The 16496-nt window shown below is 35.0% G+C and carries 12 protein-coding genes; 4 read left to right on the forward strand and 8 right to left on the reverse strand.

What is annotated here, in order from left to right:
* Positions 1–448: 448 nt before the first annotated feature.
* Positions 449–1054, forward strand: a complete 606-nt coding sequence (locus HNP25_RS01005; protein ID WP_184128827.1) for a precorrin-2 dehydrogenase/sirohydrochlorin ferrochelatase family protein — start codon at positions 449–451, stop codon at positions 1052–1054.
* Positions 1051–2568 carry an NAD(P)H-hydrate dehydratase gene (locus tag HNP25_RS01010; RefSeq protein ID WP_229202748.1) on the forward strand — a complete coding sequence of 506 codons (1518 nt, stop codon included), beginning with the start codon at positions 1051–1053 and terminating at the stop codon, positions 2566–2568. Before HNP25_RS01005 ends, HNP25_RS01010 begins: the two co-directional genes overlap by 4 nt.
* A gap of 1 nt (position 2569) precedes the next feature.
* Here the strand turns inward: HNP25_RS01010 and HNP25_RS01015 are convergent, their stop codons facing one another.
* Positions 2570–3214, reverse strand: coding sequence for a TIGR04282 family arsenosugar biosynthesis glycosyltransferase (locus tag HNP25_RS01015; protein ID WP_184128830.1), 645 nt, complete (start codon positions 3212–3214; stop codon positions 2570–2572).
* Positions 3215–3526: 312 nt separating this feature from the next.
* Between HNP25_RS01015 and HNP25_RS21645 the strand changes: the two genes are divergently transcribed.
* On the forward strand, positions 3527–3724 hold the full coding sequence (locus HNP25_RS21645; protein WP_221432357.1) for a hypothetical protein: 198 nt from the start codon (positions 3527–3529) through the stop codon (positions 3722–3724).
* A gap of 86 nt (positions 3725–3810) precedes the next feature.
* On the opposite strand, the gene rny is transcribed toward HNP25_RS21645, so the two are convergent.
* The 7 genes from rny to HNP25_RS01055 form a co-directional block, all read right to left on the reverse strand.
* On the reverse strand, positions 3811–5388 hold the full coding sequence (gene rny / locus HNP25_RS01025) for a ribonuclease Y (RefSeq protein ID WP_184128833.1): 1578 nt from the start codon (positions 5386–5388) through the stop codon (positions 3811–3813).
* A 355-nt stretch (positions 5389–5743) separates the two neighbouring features.
* Positions 5744–6034: a cell division protein ZapA gene (locus HNP25_RS01030; RefSeq protein WP_184128836.1), complete on the reverse strand. Its 291-nt coding sequence runs from the start codon at positions 6032–6034 to the stop codon at positions 5744–5746.
* Between the two features lie 84 nt (positions 6035–6118).
* Positions 6119–6451, reverse strand: coding sequence for a hypothetical protein (locus tag HNP25_RS01035; RefSeq protein ID WP_184128839.1), 333 nt, complete (start codon positions 6449–6451; stop codon positions 6119–6121).
* Positions 6452–6600: 149 nt separating this feature from the next.
* Positions 6601–8118, reverse strand: a complete 1518-nt coding sequence (locus HNP25_RS01040; protein ID WP_184128842.1) for a lipopolysaccharide biosynthesis protein — start codon at positions 8116–8118, stop codon at positions 6601–6603.
* Between the two features lie 322 nt (positions 8119–8440).
* Positions 8441–9829, reverse strand: a complete 1389-nt coding sequence (locus tag HNP25_RS01045) for an FGGY-family carbohydrate kinase (protein ID WP_184128845.1) — start codon at positions 9827–9829, stop codon at positions 8441–8443.
* A 6-nt stretch (positions 9830–9835) separates the two neighbouring features.
* Positions 9836–11110, reverse strand: a complete 1275-nt coding sequence (locus tag HNP25_RS01050) for a sugar isomerase (RefSeq protein WP_184128848.1) — start codon at positions 11108–11110, stop codon at positions 9836–9838.
* 114 nt (positions 11111–11224) lie between these two features.
* Positions 11225–13351: a bifunctional aldolase/short-chain dehydrogenase gene (locus tag HNP25_RS01055; RefSeq protein WP_184128851.1), complete on the reverse strand. Its 2127-nt coding sequence runs from the start codon at positions 13349–13351 to the stop codon at positions 11225–11227.
* 456 nt (positions 13352–13807) lie between these two features.
* Here HNP25_RS01055 and HNP25_RS01060 point away from each other — a divergent pair, with 456 nt between their 5' ends.
* Entirely contained in the window at positions 13808–16480 is a 2673-nt protein-coding gene (locus HNP25_RS01060) for an MGH1-like glycoside hydrolase domain-containing protein (protein ID WP_184128854.1), read from the forward strand.
* The last annotated feature ends 16 nt before the right edge of the window (positions 16481–16496 follow it).

The following is a 16496-nucleotide window of genomic DNA, read 5'->3' on the forward strand; positions in this document are numbered from 1 at the left end:
ATTAAAGAATGAAAACAATCATAAAAGAGCCTTTTATTCGTTATGCTACTAGTTTTTCCAAATAAAAAATAAGATTTAGTTACTTTAATTTATCAAAACACCTACCTTTGTTATATTATTAATAATTTTATATTTTTTATAATAAAACATTGATTTTTTCGATGTTTTCAATGGATATTAGCCAATTATCATTGGCATGACAAGCTTTTAATAAATATTGATTTACTCATCGGAATAGTTATTTGTTGTTTTGACTTGGTTGATAAGTGGATAAATTAAGAGCTTCGTTGCTTAACTTAGAAGAGAAAAGTCTTTCATAACGATTTTTATATAAATGCTTGATTACTGAAACCTTGCTCGGATTCCGAGCAAGGTTTTTTGTTTGTATCTTCGCTTTTCAAAATAGTCAGCCTTGTTTTATTAGTCAATCTCAATTAATCAAAAGACGATGCAAAATACATCCATAAAAAACCGATTATTTCCTGTTTTTCTTAAGTTAGAAGAACTAAATGTTTTACTTGTTGGCGGTGGAAATGTTGGTTTAGAAAAACTATCGGCAATGCTCAACAATAGTCCAGATGCTAAAGTAACAGTTGTGGGGTCTTTTATAAGACCTGAATTAAGAGAGTATGCCAAAGATTTTTCTCAAGTAATTTTACAAGAAAGGAATTTCGAAAATAGTGATTTGAACGAAAGAGATTTAGTGATTTTAGCGACCGATAATCCAGATTTGCACGCAAGTATTAAACGTATGACCGCAGAGTTACATATACTTTGCAATGTTGCCGATACTCCTGCTCTTTGTGATTTTTATTTAGGGTCAATCGTACAAAAAGGAGATTTGAAAATTGGGATTTCGACCAATGGGAAATCGCCTACGATGGCTAAAAGGATGCGAGAGTTTTTGGATGATATTATTCCAGACGATATTCAGAATTTATTAGAAAATTTACGAGAAATAAGAAAATCAATTAAAGGTGATTTTCAGGAAAAAATCAGAGTATTGAATGAGGTTACGGAAAGTATGATTAATAATAATAACCAAAGCCGATGAAAACGCTGAAAATTTTGAAAGCAAATCAGATAAAGGCATTGGATGCTTTTACGATTCCAAAAGAAGGAATATCTTCTGCTGATTTAATGGAAAGAGCTTCTACAGCTTTTGTCAATTGGTTTGTTCAAAAGTACTTTCTCAGTTCAAAATTAACGATTAATATCTTTTGTGGTTTGGGAAATAATGGAGGAGATGGTTTAGCAATTGCTCGTTTATTGCTTCAAAAAGGCTTTTTCGTTAATATTTTTGTTGTTCAATACGCTGAAAAAACAAGTACTGATTTTGCCATTAATCTTCAACGGCTACAAGATTTCAAAAAAGTCAGTTTTATTAAAAGCGAAGTGGATTTTAAGGCTTTTCAGCAAATTTCATCAAATGATATTATCATAGATGCAATGCTTGGTGCTGGAATAAATCGAGCAATCGATGGATTATTAAAAGCTTTGATTATTCAATTGAACAGATTGAAAGTGGAAAAAATATCTGTAGATATTGCTTCTGGTTTGTTTATGGATGAACCCAATACGAAAGAAGATATTATCTTTAAACCAAATTTTACCATCACTTTTCAGTTGCCGAAATTAGCTTTTATGCTTCCTCAAAACTATGAATATGTTGGCGATTGGGAAGTATTAGACATTGGGTTGAATCAAGAGATGATTTCAGAGTTACCTTCCTATTATTTCTATACCCAAGATATTCAGCCAATAGCTCGCCCGAAGTTTTCTCATAAAGGTACTTTTGGGCATACTTTATTGCTTGCTGGTTCAAAAGGAATGATGGGTGCAGCCATTTTATCTGCCAAAGCTTGTTTGCGTTCAGGCGTTGGGAAACTTACTTGTCACGTTCCGAATATTGCATTTGAAATCATGCAAATTGCCGTTCCTGAAGCGATGACTTGGACAAGTGACGATGATTTTGACTTTATCTCAATCAACTTTACGGAAAATGATTTGAGTATTTATCAATCTATTGGAATTGGACCTGGTATTAGTACAAATCCAGATGTTTTTAAAATGTTGGAAAGTGTAATTTTGTCGGCTCAAGATAAAAAACTGGTGATTGATGCGGATGCTTTGAATCTTTTGGCAACTGAAGAAGGAAAGAAATTATTGAATAAATTACCCAGAAATACGATTCTTACTCCTCATCCAAAAGAGTTTCAAAAACTATTGGGAAAAATATGGAAAGATGATTATGAAAAGTTAGGATTACTTCAAAATTTTGCTCAAAAATATCAAGTATTTGTAGTATTGAAAGGCTATCAGTCTGCCATTGCTACGCCAGAAGGCGACATTTACTTTAACGCAACAGGTAATGCAGGAATGGCTACGGGTGGGAGTGGAGATGTATTAACTGGCATAATTGTGGCTTTGCTGGCTCAAGGTTATTCTGCCAAAGAAGCCGCTATTTTAGGTGTATTTAAACATGGAGAAGCAGGAGATTTAGCCGCTGAAACTCGTGGACAAATGGCAATGATTGCCAGTGACATTATCGAAAATTTGAAATGGTAATTTATTGATTCAATTCATTTTTTGTCAGAATCCCTTTCTGAATAAGTAATTGCTCAAACGCTGGGCTAAAATCATGAATGGTATCAGTATCAGTCAAATAGGGAAGTAAATAATAGGAAATCTTAGAAGCCAGAAGTTCATCACAAGTATCTCTTAAAACGCTAACGCTACTCCAAGTTTTGTTTTGAAAAATTGTCGGATACGGTTTTCGCATACCTAGTAAATAATAACCGCCATCGTTTGCTGGACCAATTACTACTTCATGTGTATCAAGTGCATAAAATGATTTGGTAAGATGCCATAAGCTCAAGTCGGGGCAATCGCTTCCAATGATACTTGCCTTTTTTATATTGTCTTTGCCTAAAGTATAAATAAAAGCATTGAGCATTCTTTCCCCTAAATCATTGCCAATTTGCAATTGCTTGTCGTACAAAGTATTATCCCAAGCGTCATTGTAGTCTATAAAATCTGAATAGAATAATACCTTTTTGCCAGTTAACTGATCAGTAATTGAACGAGTGATTTCAGTAAGCATTTCATAAATTTTCAACGCTTTTTCATCTCCTAAATCTTGAGCAATTCTAGTTTTTACTTTTCCTAATACAGGATTTTTAATAAAAATAATGAGGGCACTTTGTTGAGGCATTGTTTATTGTAGTGGAAAATAAGATTTATCTCTGTAATTAATTTCTTTAAATATATAGGACGAGGAGTAAACTACCAAGATTTTTTTGCTGGGCTTTGTTAAGAATAATGAATGCTTCGATTTGTATGAACGGAATCTGTAATTTGGAACTTGTATTTTACTCGCATTTATCGTGTATTTTTTATTGGGAGCTTTATGGTTTACCTTTTTTTCAATAAACCCTACAAAATTTCATTAGGGCGTGAAAACGAGACATTACCCAGCAAAAGTGTTTTTATCGTCGGGCTAGCTCTTTATTAATTGGTGATTACCTTGGCAAGTGCCATTTTGATTGAAGCCCTAAACGTACAATCTTTTGAAACAGCCTTAGAATTTACTTTACTTGTTGGCATTGGCTATTTGGTTGCCAACACGGTTAATATTGCCATTAACCCAAATATTCCTCGACCAATTCTCTATGGAATAATAAGCGGAGCTTATCATCGTTTCAATGAAATAGTGAAAATGTAGATAAAATAATAGATACCAAAACAGTTTTAATCAAAAGAGGGATTCAAAAACTAATTTTGAATCCCTCTTTTGATTAAATTGATAAATTACTTTGCATAATTCACAGCTCTCATTTCACGAATTACCGTTACTTTGATTTGCCCTGGATACTGCATTTCTTTTTCTATTTTTTGAGAAATATCGTAAGATAACATACTCGCTTTTTCGTCAGTAACGTTTTCAGCATCTACCAATACTCTTAATTCTCTACCTGCTTGGATGGCATAGCATTTCTGAACACCACTGAAACTTACAGCCAATTCTTCTAATTCTTTCAAACGACGCATGTAAGATTCCATCATTTCACGTCTTGCACCTGGACGAGAACCTGAGATAGCATCACAAACTTGAATGATTGGAGAAATCATAGAAGTCATTTCAATTTCATCATGGTGAGCACCAATAGCATTACAAACTTCTACATTTTCTTTGTACTTTTCAGCCAATTGCATTCCCAAAATAGCGTGAGGTAATTCAGCTTCTTCATGCCAAACTTTACCAATATCGTGTAATAAACCAGCACGTTTAGCCAACTTTGCATTCAAACCTAATTCAGCCGCCATAGTAGCACAAAGCTTCGCTACTTCACGTGAGTGTTGTAAAAGGTTTTGTCCATAAGATGAACGGAAACGCATTCTTCCAACCATTTTAATTAATTCTGGATGCAAACCGTGAATACCTAAATCAATCACGGTACGTTCACCAATTTCGATGATTTCTTCATCAATATTCTTCTTCGTTTTTGCTACTACTTCTTCAATACGAGCTGGGTGAATACGTCCATCTTGTACTAAACGGTGTAATGACAAACGAGCAATTTCACGACGAACTGGGTCGAAACCAGAAATGATAATCGCTTCTGGCGTATCATCAACAATAAATTCTACACCTGTTGCGGCTTCTAAAGCACGGATATTTCTACCTTCACGACCAATGATTTTACCTTTCACATCGTCTGATTCAATGTTGAAAACAGATACACAGTTTTCAATTGCATTTTCAGCAGCCGTTCTTTGAATAGTTTCAATGACTACTTTTTTAGCTTCTTTCGTTGCCGTTAATTTGGCTTCTTCAATCGTATTTTTAATGATAGATGAAGCCTTCGTTTCAGCTTCAGCACGTAAAGCGTCAATCAATTGTTTACGAGCTTCTTCGGCTGTTAAGCTTGCAATTTTTTCTAATTGCGTTACTTGCGAAGCCAACATTTCTTCTGCTTGGATACGTTTTTTATCAGCCTCTTCTGTCTTCTTTCTAAGGTTTTCTTCTTTGGAAGTCAACGATTGTTTTTGTGAATTTAAGTCAGATTCCAATTTCTTGGTTTGTTCCATAGAAATCTGAATGGTACGCTCACGCTCCTTTAGCTTTTGCTCGTTTTGGACTAAAATCTGTTTTTTCTTATTTGAATCATCTTCAAATTCTGAACGAAGTTTTAGAAACTTCTCTTTGGCTTCTAAGATTCTATCTTTCTTGATGTTTTCTGCTTGTAATTCAGCATTTTTGACAATATCTGCAGCTTTGGAAGTTGCTTCTTCTTCAATTCTTTGGGTATTCTTTGCAAAAGCAAGTTTACCGACAAATATTCCCGCTATCAGCGAAGCAACTGCGGCAATGATGGGAGTTAGCATTATTTATATCGTTTTAGTTAATAGTTTTCGTGCATTTTGTGATGCAATCCGACCAACTATTTGAGTGAAAAAAAGGAACTAAAACAGACAGATGCCTTGAATATGAAAAGAAAAATAAACGTTAGAATTATCTTATTTAAAATTGAGAATGTTATTTCAAAAAATAAATCAAACAAGTAAACTAGAAATTTGTATGGCGTTGTTTGTGGAAACGAATCCAGTCAAAATCATGTCTTTAGAATGTATAAGGTTTAATTTACGGAATTCAGTTACTTGTATTGTTTTTATCAAAGATGATTTTATTCGCTCAATTTTGTACAAAACGTTTAAACAAATAATAAAGAAATATATTAATTCATTCTGTAACAGAACTTAATAATTTGTCCAATTCAGAAACCTTCCCCATCACTGATTTTTGAAGATCACTATGTTTGGCACCAAATTTAAGGTTACTCATTACAAAATCTAAAGCAACAATTGCTAACAGACGTTGATGAGAATCTACCTTTTTAGTTTCTCGATAAGAATCCATTTTTTCATTAATCAACTTAGCAGCCTTGCGAACGAATTCCTCTTCTTCCTTGCCTACTGATAGGCTGAAAGGTTCGTGAGCAACGACTATATTACAAGGGACTTTATCGGCCATTATATTCAAGTTTTAAATTAAAAGTTTTAAGTTGTTTAGTTAATGAGACTATGAACTAAGAAACAATTGATTTTTGAAACTTTGTTATTTACTAAGTTGACTAATACACTTGTCTATTTCTAAGATATATTGGTCAAGTTTTTCTTTCAATTCGGCATTATTGCCTGTACTATTTAGATTGTTTACTGCAATCTTAGTGATTTTATCTGATTTTTTAAAGTTTTTTATCCTTTGGTTTAATTTTTTATTTAATTCTTGGTTCTCTTTTAACGCTTCTGCTAAGTTATTTTTTAGCAATTCATTTTCTTTGTACGCTAGTTCTAGCTTGCTTTTTAGTTCTTTATATCTCAAGACAACATTCCTTAGCTTTACTTCTAAGGCCTCAAATTGATTCCGAATTTGATTGTCAGTTATCATGCCGTCTGTTTGTGATTTTGTCTGAAACAATTTAGATACTAAAAAATCTAAAGAAAAAGCAGTACATTATTGAAAACCTTTATTAATTATGGATGACTTCAATATTACTAATCACAAAGTTCTGTAATTTACGTGAAAAGTTCATGTTTTTATCTTAAAAAAGCATATTTATCTCTGACTTTCAGTGGAATAATTGTCTTTCGCTCAACCAAAATAACACCTGCTGTGTATAAACCCAATAATATGAAATGATATGGCACAGAAATCCATAGATTTTCTATGTGAATTTGCATGGTACAATATATTAATACGCCCGCAGAAATGATATAACCAAAGCCTGAGAAAATTTTATATGGCACAGGATAATACTTCTGGCCGAAGTAATAACAAAGGGCGGTCATTGAAAAACAAGAAATCAAAAAGGCTACGGCACAACCCATGTATCCCATTTTTGGAATGAGAATAAAGTTAAAAAGAATCGTAATTCCTAAGCCAGCAAAAGTAATTCTAGTGCCAAAATAAGTTTTTTTGTTCAGTTTGAACCAAACAGAAATATTGTAATAAATACCCAAGAAAAGATTTGCCAAAAGTAAAATCGGTACTACTTTCATTCCTTCCCAATAAATTGGTTTTCTAAGAAAAAGAACTTTCAGAATATCAAGATTCAAGCATACTCCAAGCCAAATAAATACACAAGTAATTAAAAACCATTTTGTAACATCTGCTAAAGTTTCTGGCGAATTTTTATCTTCAGCTTTTGCTAAGAAAAATGGTTCGGCGGCATAACGAAAAGCCTGAGTAGCCAAAGCCATAAAAATGGAAAGTTTATAGACATTCCCATAAATACCAAGTGCTTCTTGAGAAGTACGATTAGGGTAAAAACCTTCGGGGAGTAATCTTTCTAATAAAATTCTATCAAACATTAAATTGAATGTGCTTGCCAAACCCATTACCATAATTGGATAAGCGTAAATCAATAAATTTTTAAAAACTGCTTTATCAAATTGAAATTTGAAGTCTTTGAATTCTGCTCTTAAAAAATAAAAGAAGCAAGCATTAGCAAGTAGGTTTGCTAAGAAAATATAACCAGCCCCAACACTTGGTAAATATAGTTTTTGTGCTAAAGGTTGCAAGAAAAGCAAATAATCTCCTTCGGCTATTTTTTTGAAACCTAACAAGAAAACGACATTTAGAAATACGTTGACCAGAATATTGAAGATTTTGGCTTTCACAAACTTTTTGGTTTGTTTTTCTAATCTAAGTCTTGCAAAAGGAATGGCAGTAATGGCATCAATCGCAACGATAAGTGAAATCCAAATCAAGAAAATTTCTTTACCTGGAAAACCTAAAGCGGTAATAATTGGTGTTGAAAAAACAATGAGTATCCCAGAAAAAATACAGCTACTAACAATAATGGCAGATTGAATGATGTTGTAATACTTGGCTTTATCGTCAGCAGCAAAACGGAAAAAAGCCGTTTCCATGCCATAAGTATAGATTATATTGGCAATAGCAACATAGGCATAAAGCTTTACATTTACATTAAGCTCTTTGGGTAAAAAGGCTGCTGTATGAACAATTACTAAAAGAAAATTTAGTGATCTGCCCAAAATGGTACTTATGCCATACGATGCTGTTTCGCTTGCTAGTTTTTTTAAAACACTCATATTAATTGATAATCATTTAGCTTCTGTTATGAATTCAAAGCGAGTGCAATTTACAAGTACTTGTGTGTTATTACAATTTCAGGGTAAAATCATCATTCAAAAATATTTTCCTAAAATAAGTATAAACGCTTATTGAAACGTGAGTATTTATACTAAATTTGCGATATAATAATCAATTCGTGGTTGAATTGTGCTTTTAACAGAATTGAGTGATTAAACGCCCCAAATACGTTTAATCACTTTTTTTATACCTTTTTTAAACAAAAAAGCGAACAATTCTTTGGTGTCCGCTTTCTTGTTTTATACTATTCTCAAAACTGATTCAAAGTTGGTATCTTTTTAATTCTATTAAGTTTTCTGCCAAAGCTTGACTGTTCCAATGTTTATGTATTGCCAAAGCTGCACCCAAAGAAGTGGCTTGTGCCACAGAAGCGGCATATACTTCTAAAGTAGGGAAAGCGGCGGCTAACAGCTTCATAAAAATTTCATTCTTCCCAAAACCTCCATCCACAAATAGTTTTTTAACTGGTGAATTATTCAAAACCAATTCAGTGGCAATTAATTGTTGCGAAACGATGTCGATAATTAATTGATGATAGGCTTCTTCGTAATTGTTGAAAACCGTTAAATCTCTACTTCCAAAAAGCGATTCTTGCAATGGCGGACGTTTGGCTTCTCGCAGATGGTCGTCGTCGCCATGCAATTGACTTTCTCTTAATCTGTGTAAAAGTTCGTCGTCGCATTTTACTGTTTTGTAATAATCATTTACCACATTGAAATACGATGCCAAACGCTTGGTTTGTTGTTCATGTTCATAGCCAGCAAACAATCTTGACGCTTTTACGGGCTTACCTTCGTAGTGCATGTACGACAGACAATCGTACTGCAATTCTTCGGCACTTAGTGGAATGTGATTGAAAGGATTCAAACTTATGCACCAAGTACCTGTTGAAAGTAAAATAAAAGGTTCTGTAAAACTTGCCAAGTAAGGAATCAAAGCAGCCGAACTATCGTGTAAGCCTACGCCTACTTGTAATTGACACTCGGCAATATTTTTAGTTTGTACTTGATTAGATGGAAAAATCGGAGCTAATTTTTCGTCCACTCCTTCTTCTTTCACCCATCGGTGGTAAGTATTTTTGGTAAAATCCCAAAGATTTGTATGACAACCAATACTTGTAATATCTGAATAAAAATTTCCTGTAAACAAGAAGTTCAAATACTGTGGCAAGTGAAGTGAATATTTGATTTTAGCATACAATTCAGGTTTTTCGTATTTCAAACGATACAAAACCATTCCAGAATTCAAATTCCCTAATACTGGGGAAGCCGAAATTTGTGAGAATTTCTGTTCGCCATCATAAGTATCGTAAAACTGCTTTTTTAGATTTTCTGGATACGTTTTTAAATAATTATACAAAGGTGCAATGGCTTCGCCATCAGTATTAAGATGTACAAAGCTTGCTCCATAAGTTGAAAAATTTAATGCTTTTACAGCAAATTCAGGAAGGCTTAGTACCTCCTCAAAAGTCTTGGTTACCCAGGTGTTGAGGAGGTCTAAATCTTCACAGTTATCACCGTCTTCGTCTTGGGTTTCGTCGAATTGGGTCGATTTTTCTAAAACAATTTTATACTGTTCGTCAAAGAGAAACAGTTTTTTATTGGTTTTGCCAATATCAAAAATAGCAATAACAGAAGTTTGGTTTGCCATACAATATTAAAGCCCAGTAGAAACGGCTTTTAAGCCTCTTTCTTGAATCAAATTTTCTCTAACTTTCAAGTTGCGGTACAAGGCAATCGGATTTAATGCACCACCTGCACGAAGGCGAGCTTCGGCAACTAAAGCACGAACATCTGTACGGAAAGCATTTTGCAAAATTTCCTGACAACGTACTACGTCGTTTTCTTCTTGAGCAATTTCTAAAGCTTTTTTATCCACAAACAATGCCTGAGCGTAAGCCGTCATGATGGCTTCAACCGATTGTAATAAATCTTCTAATGGGTCTTTTACGTTGTGCGAAGCATCAATCATCCAACCTAAATCTGTGGCGTGATTCATTCCTCTGGCATCCATACCTTCTACCAATTCGTTGAAGATTAAGAATAATTGATATGGTTTTAAAGCACCAGCCGTTAAATCGTCATCGCCATATTTAGAATCGTTGAAGTGGAAACCACCCAATTTACCTTCCATTAATAATAATGAAACGATTTGCTCGATGTTAGCATTCGGCAAATGGTGACCTAAATCAACCAAAGTAAAGGCTTTGTCACCTAATTTTTTTACGTAAGAATACGACTGTCCCCAATCACCAACTGTAGTTGAATAAAAATTAGGTTCAGCACATTTATATTCTAAGAACAATTTCCAGTTATCAGGCAAAGCTGCGTAGATTTCCTCCAAACTTTCCAAAGTATTTTGGTAAGCTTTACGGAAATTTAATTGACCCGGAAAACAAGAACCATCAGATAACCAAACCGTTAAAGATTCAGAACCTAATTCAATTCCTTGTTTGATTACTTCAATATTATGGTCAATCGCTTGTTTACGAATGGCTTTATTTACATTTTGAAGTGAACCAAATTTATAAGAATGTGTTTGGTTGGGTTGGTCTTGGAAAGTATTTGAGTTTACTGCATCGAATTTCAAACCATGCTGTGCCGCCAATACTTTGATAGCCTGAGCATTCTGAGGAATGTCCCAAGGAATATGTAATGAAATAGCACCACTTGCTTGGTTTAATGAATGAAGTAAACCTACGTCTTCAATTTTTTCTTCCAAACTTCTTGGCTCTCCGCCGCCCGAAAAACGACCGAAACGAGTTCCGCCTGTACCTAAAGCCCAAGAAGGAATTGCGATTTGGAAATCAACTAATTTTTGAATGATACTTTCAGCATTTTCTACTTCCGAAAGTGTGTATGCTAATTTACGTTGATGCCCCGCAAGTACATCTTCGTTATGTGATTGGATTTTATATTTTTCGAGTTGCATTGGAGAGAAAGGAAAAAGATGAAGTATGAATTATTAATTATGAAATGTTTCAAGTTTCCTTTTTCATCCGCATAATTAATAACTCATATTTAAATTACTAACTCATAATTTGAATTAACGATAAAAGCCCATTGCTACACCGCCATCTACGTTCAAGGCATTTCCAGTTGATTTATTCAATAAACCACCTACAAAAGCAAAGCAAGCATTAGCAATATCGTCTGGAAGAATGATTTCGTTCAATAAAGTACGTTTTGCATAATAAGCTGGTAATTCAGCCACCGTGATTCCGTAAGCTTTCGCACGACCTTCAGCCCATCCGCCTGCCCAGATATTTGAATCTGAAATTACTGCATCTGGATTTACAGTGTTTACTCTGATTTTGTCGCCGCCTAATTCAGCCGCCATCAAACGAGTTAAATGTGCTTGAGCCGCTTTTGCAGAACCATATCCTGGATTGTTCGGGCCAGCCACTACGGCATTTTTAGAAACAATATTTACGATGTCGCCACCTAAATTTTGTTTACGCATCATCGCCACTCCTACTTGTGAAACCAAGAATTGACCTTTTACTAAAATATCATATAATCTATCCCATTCTTCGATAGAATGTTCTGCGATAGATTTTGAAATACTGATACCAGCGTTGTTTACTACAATGTCAACACCACCGAAAGCTAAAGCAGCGTCATCAAAAGCTAAAGCAATTGAAGCAGCGTCTGTCACATTCAATAAAGTAGAAGAAACAGCATCTTTTCCGAATTTACCGATAAATTCAGCTTTTGCTCCGTCCAAACGTTCTTGGTTGATGTCGTTGATTACTACGCAAGCACCTTCTTCTGCAAATTTCTTAGCGATTGCCTTACCAATTCCACCAGCCGAACCAGTGATTAAAGCGATTCTACCAGAAAGTGCTTTTGGCTTTGGCATACGTTGCAATTTTGCTTCTTCCAACAACCAATATTCAATATCAAATGCTTCCTGACGTGGCAATGAAGTATATTCTGAAACTGCTTCTGCACCTTTCATTACATTTACGGCATTGATATAATATTCAGATGCCAAACGTGCGGTCGTTTTATCTTTCGAGAAAGTAAACATACCTACACCTGGGTAAAGAATTACCACTGGGTTAGGGTCACGCATGGCTGGCGAATTGTCTCTTTTGCAAGTATTGTAGTACTCGGTGTACATGGCACGATAAGCTTCAAAAGCAGGTGCTAATGTTGCTTTGATAGCTGCAACGTCTGTCAAATCTTCGTTTGGTGCTAATTCAAGAACCAAAGGAGAGATTTTTGTACGCAAGAAGTGATCTGGACAAGAAGTACCAAGTGGGGCTAATTTTGCTAAATCGTTTGAATTGGTAAATTCTAACACACGAGCATCGTCAGTGAAATGTCCAATCATATTACGATATGAAGAACAGAAACCACGCAAGATTGGAGCAATAGAAGCCGCTTGTTTATTACGGTCAGCTTCTGGAAGACTTTCAATTTTTTGTCCGCCGAAAACTGGAGCTTTTTTACCATAATTTGCTTCTAAGTATTCAGCACATTTTTCGATTACTTCTAAAGTATTCATATAAGAATCGAAAGAAGTATCGCCCCAAGTAAACAAACCATGAGAACCCAACATGATACCTTTTAATTTGATACCACGAGCAGCCGCTTCTTCTAAACATTCACGTAATTGAAGACCCAAGTCGAAGCCCGGACGTTGCCAGCCTACCCAACCGATTTCACCGTTGAATAATTCTTCTGTGATTTGCTTGCCGTCTTTTGCCGCTGCGATGGCAATCGCTGCGTCAGGGTGCAAGTGGTCGATATGAGCGAAAGGTAAAAATCCATGAAGAGGAGTATCAATAGAAGGAGCTTTAGAAGCCAAATCGAAGATACAGTGGTTGAATAACTCAACCATTTCATCTTCAAATTCAATTCCACGATATACATTTTCTAAAGCACGAAGTCTGTCAACATACAAAGCTGCACAACCAGATTTTTTCAAAGTACCGATGTCACCACCAGAACCTTTAATCCACATTACATCAGTTTGATTTCCCGTTAATGGGTCTTTATCTACGATTTTAACAGAAGTGTTTCCACCGCCATAATTTGTTAAACGGAGATCCGCTCCTAAGAGGTTTGAGCGATAAATGAATAAAGCTACTTCGTCGCCTGCTAGTTCGGCAGCTTTGGCTTCGTCCCAAAGATAGCTTACGTATTTGAATGTCTTGGTTGCCATTTTTTTATAAAAAATATAATAATTAATGTTTAGCAAAACTAGAATTCTCCGTATCTTAAACCGTCCTGTACTATCATGCGGAAAAATGGTGAGTAAATAATGCAATCTATTGTTAATACTTTTAGTATTTGAAATAGTAACTTTTTTGCCTGTTTTTTGATATTACAGTATGCTAATTTTGGTATGAATATTCAGTAATTTAATTATTTGATGATGATTGATTCCCTATTTTTAAGTATAATTACGCTAAAACTTGCATTTTAATCTATTTAGATAGGCTACTATGATAAAGGTTTGGGTGTTTTTTTTTAATTTGACAATATTATTGCACATAAGTGCACAAGATTAAATTAAGATTGCATTTGTTTGCAAATACTAGTATTATAAAAATAAAAATTATAAATAAAAGCAGTGTAAATTTTAGAAATTTATTGATAACCATTTATATAAAAAGGTATGAGTAAAAGTATAAGTGCGGAGAAGTTGCGATTGAATACTCGCAAAGATAATAAGGGATGGAAAAAGTGGGGACCTTATCTCTCTGAGCGGCAATGGGGTACAGTTAGAGAAGATTACTCAGCCAATCAGGATGCTTGGAATTCAGTGACACATGACATGGCTCGCTCTATTGCTTATCGTTGGGGCGAAGAAGGTATTGCTGGTATTTCAGACAACAAATCTCATATTTGTTTTGGCTTGGCTTTTTGGAATCATAACGACCATATTTTAAAAGAACGTCTTTTTGGGCTAACAGGTAGTGAATCAAATCATGGTGAAGATGTAAAGGAATTATATTATTACCTTGATTCTACTCCGACGCACTCCTACATGAAAATGCTCTATAAATATCCAATTAATTCATATCCTTATGATCAATTGGTTTCAGAAAGTAGAAAGCGTTCTCGTTTAGAGCCTGAATATGAAATACTTGATACAGGAGTTTTTGATAACAATGAGTACTTCGATATTTTTATAGAGTATTCTAAAGCAGATGAACAAGATATTCTCATCAAAATAACGGCTCACAACAGAAGTAAAAAAGCAGCACCACTTACAATTTTACCAACAGTTTGGTTTAGAAATACTTGGAGTTGGGGTTACGAAAACTACAAGTATAAACCGATGATGACTGGGGTGGCGAAGAAAGCCATTGATATTGACAATAAAAATATTGGTCATTATAAATTGTACTGCGAAAATGCTCAGGAATTACTCTTCTGTGAAAACGAAACTAATTTTGAAAGGCTCTATAAAGTAGGAAATGCTTCACCATATTGTAAAGATGGAATCAATGACTATATCGTCAATGATATAAAAACGGCAGTAAACCCTAATAATATTGGTACCAAAGCTGCAGCACGCTATACTAAAACTGTAAAAGCTGGTGATAGTTATACGGTGAGATTACGTTTGGTTGACCATTCTATTCTTGAGCCATTTGGTGGTTTTGAGGATACGATGGATAAACGTATTCGTGAAGGGAATCAGTTTTATGAAGAAGTACAGCAAGGTGTAGAAAATCCAGAACTATTAAAAATCCAAAGACAAGCCTATGCAGGAATGCTTTGGACGAAACAGTGGTATTATTACAATATCAACGAATGGATAAAAGGTGATCCTGCTATGCCAAAGCCTTCGGAATATAGAAAGTATGGAAGAAATGCAGGCTGGCGACACATGTATTCTGCCAATATTTTATCAATGCCCGATAAATGGGAATATCCGTGGTTCGCAGCTTGGGATTTAGCTTTTCATACTTTACCATTAGCTCGGGTTGACCCAGATTTTGCAAAACGTCAATTAGCGGTAGTACTCCGTGAGTATTACATGCATCCGAACGGACAAATTCCTGCTTATGAATGGTCGTTTTCGGATGTAAACCCACCTGTACATGCGTGGGCAACTTGGAGGGTGTATGAAATAGACAAAGAAATGAACGGCAAAGGTGATATTGCCTTTCTTGAAAAAATCTTTCATAAATTATTACTAAACTTTACTTGGTGGGTAAACCTAAAAGACGAAGGAGGAAATAATATTTTTGGCGGAGGTTTCCTCGGAATGGATAATATCGGAGTATTCGACCGTTCGGCTACTTTACCAACAGGCGGACGTTTAGAACAAGCTGACGGTACTGGTTGGATGGCGATGTATAGCTTGAATATGTTACGAATTGCCGTAGAAATTGCTTTGGAACGTCCTGTTTATCAAGATATGGCCTCAAAATTCTTCGAGCACTTTCTGCATATTGCAGGAGCGATGCAATCGCTTGGAGGTGATGAAATCAGTCTTTGGGATGAAGAAGATCAGTTCTATTATGATATGCTTCATTTGCCAAATAATAATAGTATGTTATTGAAAATCAGGTCGATGGTTGGTTTGATTCCTCTTTTTGCAGTGGAAGTATTAACGCCTGAAATGCTTGAAAAATTACCAGATTTTCGTAGAAGAGTAGAGTGGGTTTTAGCGAATAGACCCGACTTAGCAAGTTTGATTTCTCGTTGGTATGAATCTGGAAAAGGCGAAAGTAGATTACTTGCTATTCTGAGAGGACACCGTATGAAAATGATTATGAAAAGGATGTTTGATGAAACAGAATTCCTTTCTGATTTTGGTATTCGTTCACTTTCAAAATATCATTTAGAAAATCCTTATCAGTTCAGAGTAAATGGAGATGTGCTAAGAGTAGATTATACTCCAGCCGAATCAACTGGAAGTATGTTTGGTGGAAACTCAAACTGGCGTGGACCAATTTGGTTCCCGATGAATTTCTTATTGATTGATTCGCTGATGAAATTCCAAGAATATTATGGAAACGATTATGAAGTAGAGTATCCAACCAATTCTGGAAATATGGTAAGTATCAAAGAAGCAGCTTTAAGTATATCTGAGCGTTTGATAAATCTTTTTACTGAAAACAGTGAAGGAAGACGCCCAATGTATGAGAAATATGAAAAAATGCAAAGTGACCCTCATTTTAAAGATTTAATACTTTTCAATGAATACTTTGATGGCGATACTGGTAAAGGACTTGGTGCTGCTCACCAAACTGGCTGGACAGGTCTTGTGGCTGAATTGATTTTAAGTGTTTCTAAAGCTGAAAAAGGTAGGTTTAAAGAAGCTAAGGTTTAACTATTTTTGACTTAAA

Origin of the sequence: Arcicella rosea, assembly GCF_014204325.1 — a bacterium.
In the GTDB taxonomy this organism is placed as follows: domain Bacteria; phylum Bacteroidota; class Bacteroidia; order Cytophagales; family Spirosomataceae; genus Arcicella; species Arcicella rosea_A.

Excerpts from the sequence above, each read along its gene's own strand:
- rny (WP_184128833.1), bottom strand. The coding sequence starts at position 5,388 with ATGCTAACTCCCATCATTGCCGCAGTTGCTTCGCTGATAGCGGGAATA.
- HNP25_RS01060 (WP_184128854.1), top strand. The coding sequence starts at position 13,808 with ATGAGTAAAAGTATAAGTGCGGAGAAGTTGCGATTGAATACTCGCAAA.
- HNP25_RS01055 (WP_184128851.1), bottom strand. The coding sequence starts at position 13,351 with ATGGCAACCAAGACATTCAAATACGTAAGCTATCTTTGGGACGAAGCC.
- HNP25_RS01050 (WP_184128848.1), bottom strand. The coding sequence starts at position 11,110 with ATGCAACTCGAAAAATATAAAATCCAATCACATAACGAAGATGTACTT.
- HNP25_RS01030 (WP_184128836.1), bottom strand. The coding sequence starts at position 6,034 with ATGGCCGATAAAGTCCCTTGTAATATAGTCGTTGCTCACGAACCTTTC.
- HNP25_RS01015 (WP_184128830.1), bottom strand. The coding sequence starts at position 3,214 with ATGCCTCAACAAAGTGCCCTCATTATTTTTATTAAAAATCCTGTATTA.
- HNP25_RS01040 (WP_184128842.1), bottom strand. The coding sequence starts at position 8,118 with ATGAGTGTTTTAAAAAAACTAGCAAGCGAAACAGCATCGTATGGCATA.
- HNP25_RS01035 (WP_184128839.1), bottom strand. The coding sequence starts at position 6,451 with ATGATAACTGACAATCAAATTCGGAATCAATTTGAGGCCTTAGAAGTA.
- HNP25_RS01005 (WP_184128827.1), top strand. The coding sequence starts at position 449 with ATGCAAAATACATCCATAAAAAACCGATTATTTCCTGTTTTTCTTAAG.
- HNP25_RS01045 (WP_184128845.1), bottom strand. The coding sequence starts at position 9,829 with ATGGCAAACCAAACTTCTGTTATTGCTATTTTTGATATTGGCAAAACC.
- HNP25_RS01010 (WP_229202748.1), top strand. The coding sequence starts at position 1,051 with ATGAAAACGCTGAAAATTTTGAAAGCAAATCAGATAAAGGCATTGGAT.